Here is a 19,953-nt window from a genome sequence, read left to right on the forward strand (position 1 = left end):
TGCTTATTATCTGTATAGCCAAACTCTCATCAGCGATAGCAGCTGATCGATGTTTACAGGCTTTGAAATATAGTCCGACATGCCTGCCTCCAGGCATTTTTCCCTGTCGCCCTTCATGGCCTTTGCCGTGAGGGCGATGATGGGCAGCTTCCCGAATTCCTTTGTCTTCCTGATCTCCTGCGTGGCTTCATATCCATCCATTTCCGGCATCATTACATCCATTAATACAATATCCGTATCCGGCTGTGCCTTCAGCGCGTCGATGGCGGCCCTTCCATTCTCCGCCGTAATGCAGCAGAGGCCCTCTTCCTCCAGTGCATTGGTCAGTGAGTAGATGTTCCTCATGTCGTCGTCCACGATCAGCACTTTCCTGTTCTTCAGCACTTCATCTGTCCTGTGCAGCTTCCGGATGATCTGCTGTTTCTCTTTGGGTAAATTCGATTCCACGCGGTGGAGGAAAAGGATGGTCTCATCCAGCAGCCTTTCCTTGGAATTGGCCGTTTTCAGTACTACCGTACTTGCCAGCTTGTTGAGCCGGGCGGCCTCTTCTTTGTTCAGGTCCTTTCCCGTATAGACGATGATCGGTACTTTATTCAGCTCCCCGTTGGCCTTGATCTTTTCCAGGAGCTCGATGCCGCTCATGTCCGGCAATCCCAGGTCGATGATGACGCAATCGAATTTTTCTTTTTGCATTATTTCGAAGGCTTCCATTCCTGCGTAAGCGGAAAAAGATTTCACGTCCCCGTTCCCGATGAGCTCCCGGATGGCGTTGTTCTGTTGCCGATTGTCCTCCACGATCAGCAGTTTTTTCAATTTTTTCCGGATGAATTCCTCCATTTTATCGACTGCATCCTGCATGGTCTCCCGGGTCACCGGCTTTTTGACAAAATCGAAAGCGCCCAGCTGAAGGCTTTCCTTTCGCCTGTCATAGCCGGAAAAGATCTGCACGGGGATATGTCGCAGGGAGGGATCGTTCTTCAGCTGCCTTAATACTTCGGAGCCATCCATCACGGGCAGCTGCATGTCGAGAATAATCGCGTCCGGCCGGTAATACCGCGCAAGGCTAAGTCCTATGTTTCCCTGGTAAGCGATGATCCCCTTATAATTCCTTTCCCTGAAGAAGTCCAGGAGTATGTCTGCAAAGCGTTGGTCATCCTCGATGATCAGCACGATCCTGTCATTTTCCTGTATGGTATAGCGGTCATCGATGACATTTTCCCGTGGGATCGCATCCTGTACCTGTTCTTCGGGCCGGGCAGGCTTTTTTTCGGGTATTTTGCCTGCTGCCGGCTCCCGGGGCGGTCGGTCGGCGATGGTAATTGCAGGATCGTATTCCAGGGGAAGCGAAAGGGTGAAAGTACTTCCTTTCCCTTCCTCACTTTGCAGGCGTATGTCGCCGCCTAATGCATGGGCCAGCTCCCGGCTGATGGAAAGGCCCAGGCCTGTGCCGCCGTATTTTCTTTTCGTCGAGCCGTCGGCCTGCTGGAAAGCCTGGAAGATGATCTCCTGTTTGCTTTCCGGTATCCCGATGCCCGTGTCTGTGACGGAAAAGGCGAGGGTCTTATCCTGTCTTTCAATCCGGAAGGTGACCTTTCCATTTTTCCCGGTGAATTTAAAAGCATTCGAAAGCAGGTTGCGCAGGATCTGCGCGAGCCGCTGTCCATCTGTATGCAGCTTGGCGGGGAGCTCCGGATCGATGATCTCGAAATGGATGGACCGGGTATTCGCTACTTCGGTGAACATGGCGCGCAGATGGCCCACCATCTGGCCGACGTCTGCTCCCGCGAACTCCAGGTCCACCTTCCCGGATTCAATTTTTGAAAGGTCCAGGATCTCATTGATCAGTTCCAGGAGGTCATTGCCTGAGCTATGGATATTCTTCGCATACGTGATTTCCTTTTCACCCAGCGCCTTGCTTTTGTTTTCCACCAGCAGCTGTGCCAGTATCAGGATGCTGTTGAGCGGGGTGCGTAGCTCATGCGACATATTGGCCAGGAATTCCGATTTGTATTTGCTGGTCAATTCCAGCTCCCTGGCCTTGCTTTCTACTTCCATCGAGGTGGCTTCCAGCTTCTCTTTCTGCTCTTCCAGCAGATTGGCTTTTTCCTCCAGCTCTTCGTTGGTTTGCCGCAGCTCTTCCTGCTGCGTCTTCAGCTCGGCCTCCGAACGCTCCAGCAGCTCAGTCTTCTCGTGCAATTCTTCGTTGGTTTGTTTCAGCTCTTCCTGCTGCGCTTCCAATTCCTCGCCCTGGCGTTGCGTCTCTTCCAATAGCTCTTTTGCTTTTTCCCTGGCCTGTGACGAGGAGATGCCCACCGCGATATTGTCGGCTACCACCTGCAGGTATTGGTGGTGGAGCGCGGAGAAGCCATGGACGCTGCCCAGCTCGACTACCGCGATCACTGCCCCTTCAAAGATCACCGGTATAGCTATGATATGTTCAGGCAGTATCTTCCCAAAGCTGGTGCTGATGTCGAAATGTTCCGCGGGGATATGGGAGATCAGGAGGTTTCTTTTTTCCGCCGCACATTGACCCACCAGTCCTTCCCCGATCCTCACCGACGGGAAGTCGTTCTTTTTGTAAGCCAGTGCATAGGCACCTGCCATTTTGAAGTGGGCTGCGTCCTCCTCGACGAGGTAGATCGCGCCTCCCTGGGCGTCCAGCCAGGTCGCCAGGTGATTGATAATGGTTTGCGCCAGTTCCGTCACTTGCTTATTGCCCTGCATGCCTTTGGCCAGCTCGCCGCTGCCCGTCAGGGTCCAGTTCTTTTGATTGGCCTCCTGCTGGGCTTTTTTAAGCGCTTTCAGGTTGTTGATGATAATGAAATAGACGCTGATCAGCACGATGGCCATCACCAGCAGGAGGGTGATGAAAATGAGATTGAAATTTTGTGCGTCCTCTGTAGTCGCCTGTTTCCTTTGGGCCAGCAAGGTTTGTTCTATTTCCCTGGCGTTGTCAATGGTTGCCCTGACCTCGTCCAGGAGCCGCCGGCCTTCCCCGGTGGCGACCTTCTCCTTCGCTTTTTCAAAACCCTGCGTTTGCCGTATCCGGATACAAGCCGTCATGAACCTGGTCAGCGTGTCGGTCAGCGCTTCAATATGCGCCACGTTCTTTTGCTGGGCGGCATTGTCTTTTGTCAGCTCTTTTACTTTGTCAAGGGAACCCGATACGCTTGCCATGGCGCGGTTGAACGGATCGAGATAGGCCTCGTCGCCCGTGATGACAAACCCCCGTTTGCGCGTCTCCGCATCGAGCTCATTGACCAATGTCTGTTCCAATGCGTTCAGCACCTCATGCGTATGGGTCACCCGTTGATTGGAGCTTACGAAGCTTTCACTGTTCCTGATGGAAATAATAGCCACAAAGAGGAGGATAAGGGAACAGGTAATGAAGGAGATTAATATCTTTTTTTCCAAGGTTAGTTTCATATCAAGCCGGTGCTACAGGGAGGGAATGAATAGGTTTTATAGCAATTCGTACGATGAATTGAAAACGATTTGCTACAAAATGAGCCAGCATCGGCAGCGTTGAAAGGGAGGGCTAACGGAAAACGATTGTATGTTTACGTAAATTACGAATTTTTCATATAAATACAATAATATATTCTATCCATAAACGATGCTAATATTGTATAAAATTGGAGTTATATGAACCCAAACAAAGCGTTGTGGGAAAAAGGCGATTTCACCAGGATCGCCGAAAGTATGCGGGAGAGCGGCTCGGCGCTCGTCGATCAACTGGGTCCCCTCAAAGGCCTGAAGGTCCTGGACCTTGGCTGTGGCGATGGCACGACAGCGATCCCTGAAGCCCGGCTGGGCGCCGAGGTCCTGGGAGTCGACATCGCAAGGAATCTCATCGCAGCGGGAAATGCACGGGCAAAGGCGGAGGGGCTTACCAATTGTCTCTTCCAGGAAGGCGATGCGTCGGATCTGCATGAGCTGAAGGACGGGACTTTCGATCTCGTTGTAAGCATCTTCGGCGCCATGTTCGCGCCAAAGCCTTTCGACGTGGCCAGGGAAATGGTGCGTGTCACCCGACCGGGGGGAAGGATCGTTATGGGCAACTGGATACCGGGAGATCCCACTCTCGTGGCGCAAATACTTAAGATCAGCAGCGCCTATACGCCACCACCGCCCGAGGGGTTCATCAGCCCTATGACCTGGGGGATAGAAAGCCATGTAGTAGAACGATTTAGCAAGGCGGGGGTGGCAAAAGAGGACATCTCATTTGCCAAGGATACCTTTACCTTTATGGCCCCCTGCACGCCTTCGACATTCGTCAGCCTGTTCAGGCACTACTATGGGCCTACCATGAGTGCGTTTGAGGCTGCTGAAAAGAATGGTAAGGCGGAAGCGCTGCAGCAGGAGCTGGAAAGGTTGTTCAACGAACAAAATCAAAGCGCCGACAGTGATGCCACCGTCATCACGGCGAATTTTCTGAAGGTGACCGTTTTACGGAGATAATAGATGGATATAATATACAGAGATAATATATGGAACTAACGACCGTGTCAGGCATTACGAAAGCGCACTTTGGCGAGGCAGACCTTCAGCCAGTGTACCTGTTCACCCTTCGCAACCTAAAGGGGGACGAAGTCAGGATCACCAATTATGGCGGCATCGTCACCTCCTGGACCAGCGTCGACCGGCGGGGCAATCGCTCCAGCATCGTGGCGGGATTTGAGACCCTGGAGGGTTATCTGGCCCGGCCGCCCTTCTTTGGTGCGTTGATCGGCCGCTATGCCAACCGGATCGCCGGGGGTAAGTTTACGTTGGACGGCATTGCCTATACGCTGGCTGCCAACAAAGGCGGCAATCATTTGCATGGCGGCAACAAGGGTTTCGATAAGGTCGTGTGGGAGGCTGAAGTTTTGCAAGGTGAGGTCCCGACCCTCGCTTTGAGCTACCTGAGCAGGGATGGTGAAGAAGGCTATCCCGGCAACCTGCAGGTGGGGGTTCAATATAGGTTTAATGATGAAAATGAGCTGGAGATCGTTTACCAGGCAACGACTGATAAAGCCACTCCAGTCAATCTGACCAATCATTCTTATTTCAACCTGACGGGGGATCTGAGTCGTTCCGTCCTCGATCATATCATACAGATCGATGCGGATCATTATACGCCGATCGATGACAACACGATCCCTACGGGAGAGATAAAGTCCGTGGAGGGCTCTCCGTTTGATTTCAGGTCGCCCCGGAAGATCGGGGAAAGGATCATGGAGACGGCCTTCGGCTATGACCATAATTATGTCCTGAACGGCAATGGGCAGGGCCTGCGACGGGTGGCGACCTTGTCGGACCCGATCAGCGGCCGGCGGCTGGAAGTGTTCACGGATCAGCCGGGCATGCAGTTCTATTCGGGGAATAATTTGGATGGGTCTTTTGTTACCAGTGAGGGGAAGGCTATTGGGAGGCAATGTGCGGTGTGTCTGGAGACGCAGCATTTTCCTAACTCGCCTAATGAGCCGGGGTTCCCGTCTACGATATTGCGGCCGGGGGAGGAATTCAGGTCTGTGACGAAATACAGGGTTTCGATATGAGGGTTGCCAGATTATTGCTTTTAGTCTTGCTATTTGCATCCTGTTCCTATTCAGCCAGGGAATTTAACCTTTCGGACCAGGAGAAGAAATGGTTTGCTCCGTTCAGGAAAGGGGATACCCTATATTATGAAAGCTCCGCAAAGGAGATCGATACGGTACTCGTCCTTGGGCTTGATAGTTTTCAGAAAAAGTCAATGGGGTGGATAATGGCCAAGCCAGCTTATAATGGAATGGATGTTTTCGTAAAATGCCTGCCTGCGGGTAAGTTCGATTTAGGATACCATCTGCTTATCACTATCATCAAATATCCACAAGCACATAAAACTGAATACATTTTTTCTTTCCGGGATTTCTTTGAAAGCCGTGAGGCTGACCTGGGCAAACTACATCAGGATACGCTGATGCTTAATGGATCGAGGTTGACCGATTATTATGTTATCACCGAATCATCCCTGGGCGATGCTGCCCATTCGTCTATAGAATGTCTCTATTGGACGGAAAGATCCGGCTTGGTTGCCTACAAATACCGGAATGGGGTGTGTTGGGTACGAACAAGTAGAATAAAGTAAGGAAGAGTAAAAAAATTACCAATGGAAGACAATTGGCGTTTAACAGCAAGATCAGTGACAAAGTATGATCCTGTTTTTAGAGATGAGAAAGGCCATTATAAGAGGAATGATTGGATTGGGTTCGGACAGATTGGAGGCAGCTATGACGACGGAATGCTTACGTTCGAGTCATATTTTTACATTGAACAAAAATATATACAAGCTGCTATCTGGTTTTTTGAGTTCCATTGTTGCAATGAAATCGTATTAAGATCAGTTGAAAAATATGATGCGTCCGACTACACATATGAAGATCGAGAGGAGGTTTTGGCGCTTTATAATAGCATTGATGAAGGGCTCGTTATAACTATAAATAACGTTGGTAATATTGTAAAATTGATATTGCGGGAATTGCTTTGGGCAGAATTGTTTTCTGTTGTTTCTGAGAAAATAGCACTGCGTTTTGGATATGATTTTTACATGTATTTTAATTCCAATGGCAATATGGATGAGTTGTTTGGCAGGGTTAGAAATTTAGGTTTGTATATTTATTAATCGCGATCAGCCACAAAAGACTGTCTGTTGGCATTCGTCCGAAACTGTTCAGGCGACCATCCCGTTTTGTTCTTGAATAGCTTCGAAAAATGACTCGGGGATTCGAAATTCAATTTAAATCCAATCTCTTTGATCGTCTCGCCGGGGTCCGCCAGCAACAATTTCGCTTTTTCGATCTTCAGCTGAAGGTGGTATTGGTTCGGTGGTATGCCTGTATACTCTTTGAACGCCCTGCGAAACCAGGAATAGCTTACGTTCAACTCCTCCGCCAGGCTTTCCACGCTGATGATCTTTTCAATATTCGCCCGAAGGATAATTCTCGCCTTATTAATGATCAGCTCGGTATGATTCAGCTCCGTGATGTTCTGGCCTTTCAAGGTGGAATAGATGTGTCCCATTAAATGAAGCACGATGCCGGAGATCAGCGCCTGGTATCCCGTCTTTTCTTTTTTGGCGTGTTCGATGATCTGCAGCAGGAGCGACATGATCTCGTCGTTCATTCCGATGTCCAGGAGCGCGTCGTTTGAATGGAAGAACCGGTTGATAACGATATTATCTGCAATGGTCCCTTTGAAGCCCACCCAGCATTCATTCCATCCGGAACTTTTATCGGGCTTGAAACGGTGCCACTCATTGGGGAAAAGTACAAACACCGAGCCTTCTTTTACTTTGGACTCCTTTACACTGGCCGATTGAAAAGTGCCAGTTCCCTGTGTGATATAAATGATCTGGTATTCATCGAGTGTTCTGCCTTTGTTCCAGTTGAAGTAATGGTGAGAGGGATGGTCACGTGAGGGATAAGAAGCGTTCCTGCCTATGATGTTGCAACCTGCATTCAACACATGCAATCCCCACTGTTGATCTTCTTTGCTGACCGGAAGGTATTTATAAAAATTATCCATTGAAAGAAGTTTTGTCAAAAAATACAATTGAATGATCAAATCAGGTATTTCCTTTCGGTGGCAGGTAAGATATTTTTGGCAATCAAAGTAATCAAAATTGCTGGCATATGAAAAATTATCTACCAATGGTACAGCCGTGTCATGTCAGGAAAAGGCAGGACCACCTTGCTTCCTGGCTGTTCTCCTTTTCAATTTTATGTTTGATCATTATTTTCAGCAGCACTGCAGGTTATGCCCAGGCCAGGGCCGTCAAAGGAATGGTGAGAGATGAGAATGGTGCGGGATTGCAGGGGGCAAGCATTGTGGTCAAAGGGCGCTCCAAAGGTGTCAGTTCGGGTGCTGACGGAAGATTTGTCATTGACCTTCCTGGGGGTGCAGATACATTGATCGTTTCCAGCATCGGGTATGAAACGCAGGAGATTGCCGCGCCTGGGGGCAGCATACCGGAGATCTGGATGAAAAAGGGGGTCAATGCTTTGAACGACGTGGTGGTGATCGGCTATGGGTCGCAACGAAAAAGGGATGTCACAGGATCGGTGGCCTCTATTGACCTTGCCTCCACGAAGGATGTGCCGGTGGCCAATCCCACCCGGCTGCTGGTGGGGCAGGTGCCTGGCGTTGTTGCCAAACAGAACACGGGCCGGCCGGGCGGCGAGTTCAATGTTACGGTACGCGGACTGGGTTCACTGGGCGCCGGCAGTCAGCCTTTGTATGTGGTGGACGGGTTCCCCATCGGTAATTCGCTTGGGCAGAATTTCAATCCCAATGATTTCGAGAGCATCACTATCCTGAAAGATGCCGTTTCAACCGCCATCTATGGTGCGAGGGGATCTAATGGCGTGGTGCTGATCACCACGAAGAACGCGAAGATGGGGCAGTCTACCTTGAATGTCGTCTCGAATTACGGGATCCAGAATATCCCTTCCGGAAGAAGGGTGAAGATGTTGAACGGGCCGGATTTTGCGCAATTCCGGAAGGACATATTCATGGACAAGATCAGGTATTTTGAAGGTCGTGAGCCATCGGTGGATGAAGTGCCGCTGGATTTCCGTCATCCCGAGCAAACCAAGCGGACCACGAACTGGTTTGAAGCGATCCTGCACAACAATGCTCCTTTCCAGAATCACAATATCACCCTGGCGCAGGGGAATGGCAATTTTCATTCGCTGTTATCGGCAGGATATGTGCGGCAGGAAGGTATCCTCAGGGGCACCGGCTTTGACAATTATTCCGTGCGGGCCAACATCGATGGTAAAGTAAATAATTTCATCAACGTCGGGTTGAAAATAGACGGTTCCTATGCCACCAATCACCTGGCCAATGGGACGGAAGGACGCGGTGCGCTGGTGGGATCTACTTTGCTGATGGATCCCCGGGACCCCATCTACAACGATGATGGGTCTTTCCATGCCTACGTCGGGGGGCATGATGGCTCCTTTGGTTTTGCCAATCCCGTGCAAAGCCTGAAAGAGGTGAAAATTACACAGCAGAACGGGCAGTTGTTGTCCAATGGTTTTATCGAGATCAGTTTCCTGCGGAATTTTAAATTCAAAACTGCTGCCAGCGCTTTCCTGAATTACGCGAACTACAAACAATTCATCCCTTCCACGATCGCAGGGCAGAATGCCCCTCCGCCCAGGGATGCCTTTGAATCCGACACGACTGCCCTTGTCAGGAATTATTCCGTCGATCAGTTGCTTACTTACAGCAATAGTTTCGGCGAGCACAGGATCAACGTGCTGGGGGGTTATACGGCACAGAATGAAGTCACGAAAGGTTTGAAGGCGACGGGCAGCCAGTACCCCGATGACCTTACTCCTTTCCTGGGGTCCGCCGCCCAGAAGACGGCGGGGTCGTCGGAATACGGATGGAGCACGACCGCTTTTTTCGGCCGGATCAACTATGCCTATGGTGAAAAATATCTTTTGTCCGGCACCTTTCGCCGGGAAGGAAGCTCCCGGTTTGGAGAAAAGAACCGCTATGGGAATTTCCCGGCTTTCTCGGCGGGATGGCGTCTGCTCAACGAGTCCTTTATGCCAAAGATCCAATGGCTGACGGACCTGAAATTGCGGGGAAGCTGGGGTATCACCGGGAACAATAATATCGGTAATTATAACAGCCTTGCTTTTATGAGCAGTAATAATTACATCATCGGCAATACTTTCGCCCCCGGCCAGGTGGTTGGCTCCCTTGCCAATCCACTGCTGGGATGGGAAAAGTCAAAACAGGTGGATATCGGCATCGACCTTGCCGCCTTCCAGGATAAATTGTCTTTTACGGCCGAATATTACAACAAGATCACCAGCGACATGCTCTTGCCGATCCAGATCCCTTCCATCTCAGGATTTACCAGCTACCTGGCGAATGTCGGCAAAGTAAAGAATACGGGATTCGAGTTCTCTGCCCGGTATAAGACGAAGGTCAACACGGTCGGGCTGTGGACGAATGCCAACGTGTCGATCAACCGGAACAAAGTTCTTGAGATCCGTGGCACCAACGATCAGATCCTCAATGGAGAATTTTACAGCGGTTATAATATTTCGCGGGTGGGACGACCCATCGGTATGCTTTACGGGTATAAAGTGCTGGGCATTTTTAACACCCAGGACCAGATAGACAAGGCGCCCAAGCAGGATGGTGCGATCCCGGGTGTGTACCAGTACCTGGATTACGACAAAAGCGGGACGATCTCTTACGACACGAAGGATATGGTGGAGATCGGCAATCCCTGGCCCAAGTTCACCTATGGGTTTACCGTGGGGGGCGATTACAGGAATTTCGATTGCAGCGTGTTGCTCAACGGCGCCTACGGCTACGACATCTACCGGAATATCGAATCGTCCACGATGAACATGGACGGCGTTTTCAATGTGCTGGAGGCCAGCAAACAGCGGTGGCGGTCACCGACGAATCCAGGCAACGGAAAGTATGCAACGACCAATACCTGGAAATGGGAACGCGAAAGCAATACGAGGTATGTTTACAGCGGCAGCCATATGTGGGTGAAGAATGTCAGTGTGGGATATACGCTTGCCAAAAAGAATGTTGTATTCAAGAGTCTCCGCCTTTATGCCAGCGCGGACAACCTTTGGCTGATCACCAAATATCCCGGCGCTAATCCGGACGTCGACAACAGGGGCGGCATCAACCCGGGCAATGATGAGGAAGCTTACCCGCTGACAAGGACGTTCACCTTTGGTGCGAATTTCACCTTTTAAATTTTTACAGATGAAAAACATTATACAACTTTCGTTCATTATATTGGCGCTGTTGCCCGTGGCATGTAAAAAGTCTTACCTCGAAAAGACGGACCCTACGTTGATCAATACAGATCTGTTCTACAAAGATCAAAAACAGGTGGAACGGGCGGTGAATGGGGCATACGGAACATTGCAAGGCATTGCCAATAGTCAGTGGCTATTCAATGAATTGCCCTCTGATAACACTACTATCGACTTCAATCCCGGTGATCGCGGGCAGGCTCCGCGCCTGGAATCCTTCGAATATTTTTCCTGGAATTCAGGTACGCCCAATATCAATGACATGTACGTTGCACATTATAATGCGATCTACAATGTCAACAACGCGCTGTTGAGGATGGGAAAGGCCGACCTTACGGATTCGGCACGGGGGCAATTTCAAGGAGAGCTGAAATTCATGCGGGCATACCTGTACTTTGAGCTGGTGCAGTATTTCGGGGACGTCATTCTGATCACCAAGCCGCTTGACCAGCCGGCGGATGCCTGGACCTACCTCCGGGAATCACAGGACAAAGTATATGCCCAGATCATCAGCGATCTGAATGATGCGGCCGCCGGACTGCCGGCCCAGTATGCCGCAGCCGCAAAGGGAAGGGCGACAAAGGGGGCGGCGCTCAGCCTGCTGGGAAAGGTTTATCTCACCAGGAAGCAGTACCCGGAATGTGTAGCGGTGCTGCAGCAGGTGCTTACCCTGGGCTACCAGCTTGTACCCGAATATGCGGATGTCTTCGACCCGCAGAAAAAGAATGGGCCCGAGTCCGTGTTCGAGATCCAATACAAGGGGGAGGATGAAACGGGGGAATGGAGCTCATTCATCTATACCTTTGCGCCAAGGTTATCTAAAGGTGCTGTCACCGGTTGGCCGCAAAGCAATCCGGGTGGCTGGAATATCCCCACCAAAGACCTGATCGCCGCCTATGAAGCGGGTGACAAAAGAAAGGCTGCCTCCGTGGGCCTTGATTTCAACAGCCCTATCACGGGCGATATGGTACCCTATATCAAGAAATACGCGCACACGCATGCCACTTATGGAAGGACGGATGATAACTGGCCGGTGCTGCGTTATGCGGATGTGTTGTTGATGCTGGCCGAAGCGATCAATGAGCAGGGAGCGCCTACGGCTGATGCTTATACGTATCTGAACTCGGTGAGGAGCAGGGCTGGCCTGGGTGATGTCAGCGGACTGACGCAGCAGTCTTTCCGCGATACGATCGCACATGAAAGGCGGGTGGAGCTGGCATTCGAGAACTGGCGCTGGCTGGATCTCAAACGGACCATGACCCCTGCGCAGCTGACCACCTTCCTGAATACCTATGCGGCAAAGGAAAAAGCCAGCCCCACTGTGTCCAGGCAGGGGGTGCCTTATTCCAGCACCGATTATATTTTCCAGGAATTTAAATACGTGTATCCATTGCCGAGTCCCGAGATCCTGTTAAATTCCAAGCTTACGCAGAACAAGGATTATTAAAATATAAACCGTTAGCAAATGAATAATAGATCTTTTTCATTTTTGATGTTCTATTGTGCTTGTTGCATTACCTCCATCTATGGGCAACAAAATCCGGTCACGCTGGATGTCAGCTGGGATAAGGTGACCCACGTTTCCAAAACGGCTTCGACGCTACAGCTCGTGGAGAACCCGATGGTCCGTCCCAGCTCTTCTATTCATAAGCAAACCTTCGCCGCATTAAAGGACCTGGGAGCCGACTTTGTCCGGTATGTGCCCTGGTTCCCTTATCCTAAGATGGCGGTGGCGGAGCTGAAGCCACCTACAAAGGATAGCACCTTTTGGGATTTCACGTATCTCGACAGTACCATGGCTGCCTTTATGGAAGCGACCAAGGGGCATTCGGTGGTAATCAATTTCAGCACGACGCCTGCCTGGATGTGGAAGACGAACGGCACCGTTGGCTACCCGGCGGATCCCTACCAGACTGCCTGGGACTACAACCAGGGCACTGCTTTACGCGACACGACCTTCCAGGAGGTGGCCGGCTATTATGCCCGCTTGTTGAGCTGGTATACCAAAGGCGGATTTACCGACGAACGGGGTAAGTTCCACAGCTCCGGTCACTTTTACAAAATACCCTATTGGGAGGTGCTGAACGAGCCCGACCTCGAGCACAATATCTCCGCGGAAATGTATACCAGGATGTACGATGTCATTGTGAAAGCGATGAAAAAGGTCTCGCCGGGAACGAAGTTCATCGGGATGTCACTGGCCTTCGCCACCCAGCCACATTATTTCGAGTACTTTTTGAATGCCAAAAACCACCTGCCGGGCGTGGCGCCTGAAGGGATCTCTTATCATTTTTATGGTACGCCCTCATGGGAAGACCAGGATCTGTCGGGGTACCGCTATACTTTTTTCGAGAAAACGGAAGCGTTCCTGGACCGGGTGAGATTTATCGAGAGCATCCGGAAAAGGGTTGCACCCAATACGTTTACCACTATCAATGAGATTGGGACCATCCTGCGTTCGCCCCAGGTGAATAAACCGATCGACCCGCAATACTGGAATGTATCGGGCGCCATGTACGCCTATATTTTACTGCAGCTCACCAAACAGGGAATCGACGTGGCGGGTGAATCGCAGCTGGTGGGCTATCCTTCCCAGTTCCCCGACGTCAGCATGATGGATTGGGAGAACGGCAAGCCCAATGCAAGGTACTGGGTCTTGTGGTTGCTGCACAGGCACTTTGGCCCTGGCGACAAGCTGGTGGAAACAGGGTTCAGGAATGGCCGGCCGGGAGGGTTGACCGCGCAGGCTATGATCACCAAAAAAGGAAAGGAAGTGCTGCTGATCAACCAAGGGCCATCGGCAATAGAATTTTTAATACCTTCATCGGCAAAGGGCGGACGAATTACGGCCGTCGATGCAGCGAGCGGAGAAGCCGAACCACAGACCCTACCGGTGACTGACGGACGCATTTCATTGAAACCATTTGCGGTGGCCGTGCTCCAGCTGCAATAGGCCGATCATTTAAATTAAACAGGATTTATGGCAATGCCGGATTCAGCGCGATTCAAGATTGGTTTTTTTGGAATAGGATTGGACACTTACTGGCCCCAGTTTTCAGGCTTGAAGGAAAGGCTGGAGGGATACATGGAGGTGGTGGCGTCGCAATTAAAAAGTCATCATCCCCTTGTCGTCAATGCGGGGTTGGTCGATAATGCTGATAAAGCTTTTGAGGCCGGCGCATTATTCAGGCGGGAAGATGTCAGCATCGTATTCTTATATACCACCACGTATGCGTTGAGTGCGATGGTATTGCCGGTGGTTCAAAGGCTGCATGTTCCGGTGATCATTCTCAACCTTTCGCCGGAAAGCGCCATCGACTACCAGGCTTTCAACCAAATGACCGACAGGACGAAGATGACGGGGGAGTGGCTGGCCTATTGCGGCAGCTGTCCTGTCCCGGAAATTGCGAATGTGTTCCACCGCACCGGGATTGATTTTCACCAGGTCACCGGGATGTTGACCGGGGATCAACAGGTGGAGGATGAAATAAAGGAATGGGTGCAGGCGGCAAGGGTAATGGTAACGATGCGGTACAACCGGATGGGATGCATGGGCCATTATTACAGCGGCATGCTGGATATCTACACCGACCTTACGCGGCAGTATGCCTGTTTCGGCGGGCATATTGAACTGCTGGAAGTGGAGGAGCTGGTAGATTTGCGTAAGGAGGTCACTGAGCGCCAGATGAAGCAGCGGCTGGAATTGTTCCGTGAGTCGTTCGATATTCAGCCTGATTGTGCTGCAGAGGACCTTGCTGCTGCGGCCACGACCTCCGTTGCATTGGATGCGCTGGTGAGCAGGTATAAACTCGGGTCGATGGCCTATTATTACAAAGGCACGGGGAACGCGGAAAATGAGCTGGCCATCAGCTCGATCATCCTGGGCAATTCACTGCTGACGGCGCATCATGTGCCTGTTGCGGGGGAGTATGAAATAAAGAATGCGCAGGCGATGAAGATCATGGACAGCTTTGACGCCGGCGGCTCCTTCACGGAATATTATGCCATGGATTTCAGGGATGACGTGGTGCTGATGGGCCATGACGGACCGGGGCATATTGCGATTGCCGAAGGGAAGACAAAGGTAAGACCGCTGCAGGTGTATCATGGGAAGGTCGGCAGGGGCCTTTCCGTTGAAATGATGGTGAAGAACGGACCGGTGACCTTGCTGAGTGTCGTTGAAAAAAGGGATGGGGGACTGTTGCTGCTGGTGGCCGAAGGTGCATCCGTACCGGGCCCGATCCTGGAAATAGGGAATACCAACAGCCGATATAGATTCCCGGTCGGCGCGCGATCGTTTGTAAATGGATGGAATGCCCACGGGCCTGCCCATCATTGTGCGGTGGGGGTGGGGCATATTGCTTCGAAAATAAAAAAATTGGGGGCCATGCTGCATATGGAGGTCCGGCAGGTTTGTTGATGTTGGTCGATGTTGGTCGATGTCGGTTGGTGTTGGTCGATGTTAGGCGATGTTGGTCTCAGGCTGATCGTCTGCTCAGCGGGCGAAGATCGCTGTATACCAGCAGCAGCGAGAGCAGCCCTATGACGAAAAAGCTGCAGACCAGCGAGAAAACGCCGGTGACCATCCAATGACTGATGACGGACCCCAGCGTTGCCCCGATGAAAAAGAAGCAGGTTCCATAAATAGAGGAAGCCATCCCCGCCATATCGCCCATTGGTTCCAATGCCAGGGCGCTCGTATTGGGTTCTATCGCCAGATTGAGCGCCATCAGCAGGGCAACGGCGCTGAAGAATAACAGCATCCCCGGCGGATCGCCCAGCATAAATGTCAGCAGCAGTAAAATACCTCCTACTATCGTGTAGATGACGAGCAGTCCCCTGATGGATCGCCGGGCGCCATACCGGGAAGAAAGACGGGAATTCAGCAACGAGCACATGGACATCAACAGTCCGATGCCGGCAAAGATCCAGGCAAATAATTCCGGTCTGCCGTAAATTCCTCCCACGATGTGTTCCGAGCTGGCGACATACGAGCTTAAGGCAGTGAAAAGAAAGGTTGCGACCCCGGTGTACCGGAGAAAGACCCGGTTGCTTAGAATTTTCCTCACCGACTGACCGATGTTCATCCAACTGAGCGGGATGCGTTGTTCCCGGGGAAGGGATTCTTCCAGTCTGAGCGACCAGAGGAATACAATCACTGCAAACAAAGGCGGGGTGAGGAATACCATCTGCCAGGATGCAACGGACATGATCGCCAATCCTAAAAAGGGTGCGTAGATGGGCGTGAACAGGAAGATCGTAAAGATCAGGGACATGATCCGCGCCATCTCATCTCCTACGAAGCGATCCCGAACGCCCGCGATCGTGGCCATGAGGACTGCTGACGCGCCCATGCCGGCCAGGAAACGTGCTGCCAGCATCAGCGCCAGGCTGGGAGCAAAGGCCGCGGCTATTCCACCGATGATGTAGAGGGGGAAACCGATCCGCAGGATCGCCAGTCGTCCGAAGCGGTCCGAGAGGGCGCCGAATATGATCTGGGCGATCTGGCCCATGAAAAAGAATGAAATGATCTGGGCGGTGGCTGTAGAGTTGGGGCTGAGGCCGAAGTGGTGGCGTAGCCCGGCGAATGCGGGGAGCATGATGTCGATGCCCAATGCTGTCAGCATCATGGTGCAGGCCGAGAGGGAGATGAACTCGGCTGGTTTCATCTTCATATGGTGATTCCTGGTGATTTGGTTATTTGAGTTTGGTCAAATCTATCGACTAAAGTTGAAAGTGGGAGGGGGGAGAATAGACATTATAAGGGGGTTGAACTGGACGGGGGATAGTTTCGGTTAGCTCAATTTTTCTTCCGTCTAAGTCCTGAATGGTAGCCCCATAGCCCCATTCATTTTGAGTGGGTCTGTAAAATGAACTGTGTCAGATGGTGATTTTTGTCAAGTTTTTTGAAGGCCAGATTGTTGTGATATTTGCTCTTCAACTATGTCTATGTCTTCATCGTTAAAGCCATCGCTGGTATTAAATGTATATGCCAACTTGTTCTTATAAAAAATATTTAACGACTTATTCTTGTATCCCCTATTTTCGACAATTTTGCCTACTTCTGCCCTGATGTTTTTGATATCAAATTCTAATAGCCTCCTGAATCCCCATTTGTAATACGCAATAACGATATTATTTTCGACAACCGATATTTTATCAGTAAATCTCCTAGATAGAAAGACTATCTCAAGAAAAATAAATAAGCCAAGCGATACTCCAATATTTTTCGGTCTAACTATAAGCAAGATTGCCAATCCTGCAAGCAATATTAGTGTGACCAGGAAAATATACTGCTTATAGCTTTTGTTATTATAAATTTCTATCATGAGCAGGGCGGTTGTATTGTTACAGTTACATGCAAGCTAATTGAGTTTAAAAGAGGCGGTGTCGCTCCATTCACAGAGCAAGGCGCCGCCTCTTTTTTACGGCGCAGTATCACAGGTCCGTTTTCATTCTGTCCCCAAATATAATCTTTAGCTGCGAAGCTGATACAGCCCACCCCTGCAAGGGCATGGTCCATTTTCTGGCGATCCGTTCGGTAGCCAGGTAGATCAGCTTCAGCAAGGCCATATCGCTGGTAAAGACACCCTTATTCTTAGTCACTTTCCGGATCTGGCGGTGATAACCCTCAATCGTGTTGGTCGTATAGATTAGCTTACGGATGCCAGCCGGATATTTAAAATAGGTAGAGAGCTTAGGCCAGTTATTTTCCCAGGAGTTGATCACCATCGGATACTTTTTCTCCCACTTCTCCTTGAGTTTAGCCAGTTCATCTAGGGCCTGGCCTTCATTGTCAGCCCGGTAAACGGGCTTTAGTTCAGTCATGAATTGCTTCTGGTCCTTACTGGCCACATATTTCAGGCTATTACGGATCTGGTGAACCACGCAGGTCTGTACTTCGGTTTCGGGATATATAGTCCGGATTGCTTCATCAAAGCCCTTTAGGTTATCTATACACGCGATTAGGATATCTCCAATACCCCGCTGCTTTAGATCATTGATCACCCCCAGCCAGATGTTCGCCCCTTCGCTCTGTGACACATACATGCCCAAGACGTCCTTTTGGCCCTCTTTATTGATGCCGAGGATATTGTATACACAACGCGTTTGTGTACGGCCGTCCTCTTTGACCTTGTAATACATTGCGTCCAGCCAGACGATGCAATACAGTGCTTCCAAAGGCCGCTGCTGCCATTCCTTCACGAGGGGGATTACCTTGTCTGTAATGGCGCTTAATGTGGCCGCGGAGATGTCTGTGTCGTAGGTCTCTTTGATATGAGCGCTGATATCCCGGAGGCTCGTTCCCAGGCTGTACAGGCCAATGATCTTGTCCTCCAGCGTTTGGGCCATGATAGTCTCCCGCTTCTTAACGATCTCGGGTTCAAAACTGCTTAATCGATCTCTGGGAGTACTGACTTCAATGTTGCCGGAGGATGTCTTCAGAAGCTTTTTGCTTTTGCCATTTTTTCGGTTCCCAGTGTCTCGTTCTTCTTCATCCAGGTGACCCTCCATCTCTCCTTCCAGGATGGAATTGAGCATGTCCTGCAGAAGTGGGGCAAATGCCCCATCTTTGCCGTACAAGGACTTACCAGTGCGGAACTGTTCCCTTACCTTTTGCTTAGCTAACTCATAATCGAATGGTTCTGTGGGCGGTGGTACTTTCTTTTTCATTTTACTGTCTTTAAAGTTAAGAATTTAACTTCTGACACAGTTCATTTTACACTCTCGAGTCGGCTCTGAAATGATAGTGACACCCCGGGATTTAAGCTCTTGTATAAGCAAGTCCAGGCTTTCTACAGAGAACCCCAACCTGGTCGTATTATCCGGCTGCGAAATACTTTTAGGCAGCGGGTATATTTCAATTGTTGGATTTCCTGTAGTGCTGGCATAATGGTAGGGGCCGGTACCATGCCGATGGTTGTGAAATTGTATTCCAAGGGCAGTTATACCGAAACACTGGAGTTTCATGCGTTGCATCTAGGGGTCATGTTGACGCATTCAAAAGAAATGCATTATAATCAATTTAGTTTCAAATGTCTATCTTCTTGAGGGCTTTAGCCTAACCCATTGTATGACAACTAAAAGTTAATTATATTTGTATCATGGCTCTCTCCACACATGATACAAACCTACTTCAGAAATACTTTGCCGGTAAGCCGGTGAAAAGGGCCTATTTATTCGGATCATACGCGCGGAACACTGCTATAATGGGCGCCAGTGACATCGATTTATTACTGGAGCTGGATTATTCCAAACCCATAGGAATGAAATTTTTTAGCTTTCAGCGCGAGCTCGAAGATTTATTACATAATAAAGTAGACGTTGTCACCAGTGATGGGATTTCTCAATACGTTCTTCCGTACATTGAAAAAGATAAGATCCTGATCTATGAAGCCACCGCTTAGCGATGAACTGCGAGTCCGACATGTACTGGATGCTATTAAAGAAATCGAGTCCTACCTTCAAAATGTATCGCTGAATGACTTCCTCGCTAACTCAGAAAAGCGCTTCGCCACCATTAAACAACTTGAGATCATCGGTGAAGCATGTGTCCGTATTACGCCAACAATAAAGGAGAAGTATCCCGAGATAGAGTGGAATAATATCATTGGCTTCCGAAATATTTCCATCCATGAATATTTTGGCGTTAATTTCCAGATTGTTTGGCAGATAACACAGAACGACCTTCCTGTACTGAAACAGCAATTTTCAAAAATACTGGTTGGATTGGGGTAGAAGCAAATGGGAGAACTTAGAGATGGTTGGATTAACCATAGCTAAAACCCCTTTACCTGATCTGCGAGTTTCTTAGGTGCGACTGCGCAATAGGCTTTTATCAGTGCATCTTTGAACAGGTCTTTACGAACTTTTTTCATTTCAATGATAGTCCAGCCCTGTTTGCCCCATTTGTTGTCGACGGGATAAATGGTTGTCTTGCCTGCCGAGGAGAAGACGCTCTGGTCAATTTCAGTTAGTTTAATGCAGGCTGTTTTGAGATGGTCGTCATAGGTGGCGAAGATCTTCTTTTTCACCCTGAACGATGTCTTTTCAAAGTGAGGTTCTTCCGTCACTTCGGGAAGTGATAGGGCGATGGTTCGGAGGGTTTCGAGGGTTGTCATGGTAT

At 50.1% G+C, this 19,953-nt stretch carries 16 protein-coding genes; 10 read left to right on the plus strand and 6 right to left on the minus strand.

The genetic code is table 11. The features are described 5' to 3' along the window. Positions 1-6 precede the first annotated feature (6 nt). Positions 7-3,426 (minus strand): response regulator, encoded by a 3,420-nt coding sequence (locus Q4E93_RS19170; protein ID WP_303587940.1) that lies wholly within the window; start codon positions 3,424-3,426, stop codon positions 7-9. A gap of 219 nt (positions 3,427-3,645) precedes the next feature. Here Q4E93_RS19170 and Q4E93_RS19175 point away from each other — a divergent pair, with 219 nt between their 5' ends. The 4 genes from Q4E93_RS19175 (at position 3,646) to Q4E93_RS19190 (ending at position 6,643) form a co-directional block, all read left to right on the plus strand. Continuing rightward, on the plus strand, positions 3,646-4,461 hold the full coding sequence (locus tag Q4E93_RS19175) for a class I SAM-dependent methyltransferase (protein ID WP_303587942.1): 816 nt from the start codon (positions 3,646-3,648) through the stop codon (positions 4,459-4,461). Between the two features lie 29 nt (positions 4,462-4,490). Beyond that, positions 4,491-5,540 carry an aldose epimerase family protein gene (locus tag Q4E93_RS19180; protein ID WP_303587944.1) on the plus strand — a complete coding sequence of 350 codons (1,050 nt, stop codon included), beginning with the start codon at positions 4,491-4,493 and terminating at the stop codon, positions 5,538-5,540. Positions 5,541-5,746: 206 nt separating this feature from the next. Continuing rightward, positions 5,747-6,109: a hypothetical protein gene (locus Q4E93_RS19185; RefSeq protein ID WP_303587946.1), complete on the plus strand. Its 363-nt coding sequence runs from the start codon at positions 5,747-5,749 to the stop codon at positions 6,107-6,109. A 21-nt stretch (positions 6,110-6,130) separates the two neighbouring features. After that, positions 6,131-6,643: a hypothetical protein gene (locus Q4E93_RS19190; RefSeq protein ID WP_303587948.1), complete on the plus strand. Its 513-nt coding sequence runs from the start codon at positions 6,131-6,133 to the stop codon at positions 6,641-6,643. Here the strand turns inward: Q4E93_RS19190 and Q4E93_RS19195 are convergent. After that, positions 6,640-7,545 carry an AraC family transcriptional regulator gene (locus Q4E93_RS19195; protein WP_303587950.1) on the minus strand — a complete coding sequence of 302 codons (906 nt, stop codon included), beginning with the start codon at positions 7,543-7,545 and terminating at the stop codon, positions 6,640-6,642. The genes Q4E93_RS19190 and Q4E93_RS19195 overlap by 4 nt on opposite strands. A gap of 107 nt (positions 7,546-7,652) precedes the next feature. Here Q4E93_RS19195 and Q4E93_RS19200 point away from each other — a divergent pair, with 107 nt between their 5' ends. From Q4E93_RS19200 to Q4E93_RS19215, 4 genes are read left to right on the plus strand one after another with little or no spacing between them, the layout of a single operon-like run. Then, positions 7,653-10,763, plus strand: a complete 3,111-nt coding sequence (locus Q4E93_RS19200) for a SusC/RagA family TonB-linked outer membrane protein (RefSeq protein ID WP_303587952.1) — start codon at positions 7,653-7,655, stop codon at positions 10,761-10,763. Between the two features lie 10 nt (positions 10,764-10,773). Then, entirely contained in the window at positions 10,774-12,273 is a 1,500-nt protein-coding gene (locus Q4E93_RS19205; protein WP_303587954.1) for a RagB/SusD family nutrient uptake outer membrane protein, read from the plus strand. An 18-nt stretch (positions 12,274-12,291) separates the two neighbouring features. Continuing rightward, complete coding sequence (locus Q4E93_RS19210; protein WP_303587956.1) at positions 12,292-13,779, plus strand: glycosyl hydrolase family 39; 1,488 nt, start codon at positions 12,292-12,294, stop codon at positions 13,777-13,779. 27 nt (positions 13,780-13,806) lie between these two features. Beyond that, positions 13,807-15,246, plus strand: a complete 1,440-nt coding sequence (locus Q4E93_RS19215) for an arabinose isomerase (RefSeq protein ID WP_303587958.1) — start codon at positions 13,807-13,809, stop codon at positions 15,244-15,246. A 58-nt stretch (positions 15,247-15,304) separates the two neighbouring features. Here Q4E93_RS19215 and Q4E93_RS19220 read toward each other — a convergent pair whose 3' ends face one another. The 3 genes from Q4E93_RS19220 to Q4E93_RS19230 form a co-directional block, all read right to left on the minus strand. Next, the gene (locus Q4E93_RS19220) at positions 15,305-16,501 is read right to left on the minus strand and encodes an MFS transporter (RefSeq protein WP_303587960.1); all 1,197 of its coding nucleotides are present in this window, start codon (positions 16,499-16,501) and stop codon (positions 15,305-15,307) included. A 222-nt stretch (positions 16,502-16,723) separates the two neighbouring features. Then, positions 16,724-17,155, minus strand: coding sequence for a hypothetical protein (locus Q4E93_RS19225; protein WP_303587962.1), 432 nt, complete (start codon positions 17,153-17,155; stop codon positions 16,724-16,726). A 109-nt stretch (positions 17,156-17,264) separates the two neighbouring features. Beyond that, on the minus strand, positions 17,265-18,500 hold the full coding sequence (locus Q4E93_RS19230) for an IS256 family transposase (RefSeq protein WP_303587964.1): 1,236 nt from the start codon (positions 18,498-18,500) through the stop codon (positions 17,265-17,267). Between the two features lie 431 nt (positions 18,501-18,931). Between Q4E93_RS19230 and Q4E93_RS19235 the strand changes: the two genes are divergently transcribed. Further along, entirely contained in the window at positions 18,932-19,234 is a 303-nt protein-coding gene (locus Q4E93_RS19235) for a nucleotidyltransferase family protein (RefSeq protein ID WP_303587966.1), read from the plus strand. Continuing rightward, positions 19,218-19,565, plus strand: a complete 348-nt coding sequence (locus Q4E93_RS19240) for a HepT-like ribonuclease domain-containing protein (protein ID WP_303587967.1) — start codon at positions 19,218-19,220, stop codon at positions 19,563-19,565. The genes Q4E93_RS19235 and Q4E93_RS19240 overlap by 17 nt, the downstream gene beginning before the upstream one ends. A 41-nt stretch (positions 19,566-19,606) precedes the next feature. On the opposite strand, the gene Q4E93_RS19245 is transcribed toward Q4E93_RS19240, so the two are convergent. Continuing rightward, positions 19,607-19,948 carry an MmcQ/YjbR family DNA-binding protein gene (locus Q4E93_RS19245; RefSeq protein WP_303587969.1) on the minus strand — a complete coding sequence of 114 codons (342 nt, stop codon included), beginning with the start codon at positions 19,946-19,948 and terminating at the stop codon, positions 19,607-19,609. Positions 19,949-19,953 lie beyond the last annotated feature (5 nt).

It is taken from the genome of Flavitalea plasmicola, assembly GCF_030546645.1.
Classification (GTDB): Bacteria; Bacteroidota; Bacteroidia; order Chitinophagales; family Chitinophagaceae; genus Puia.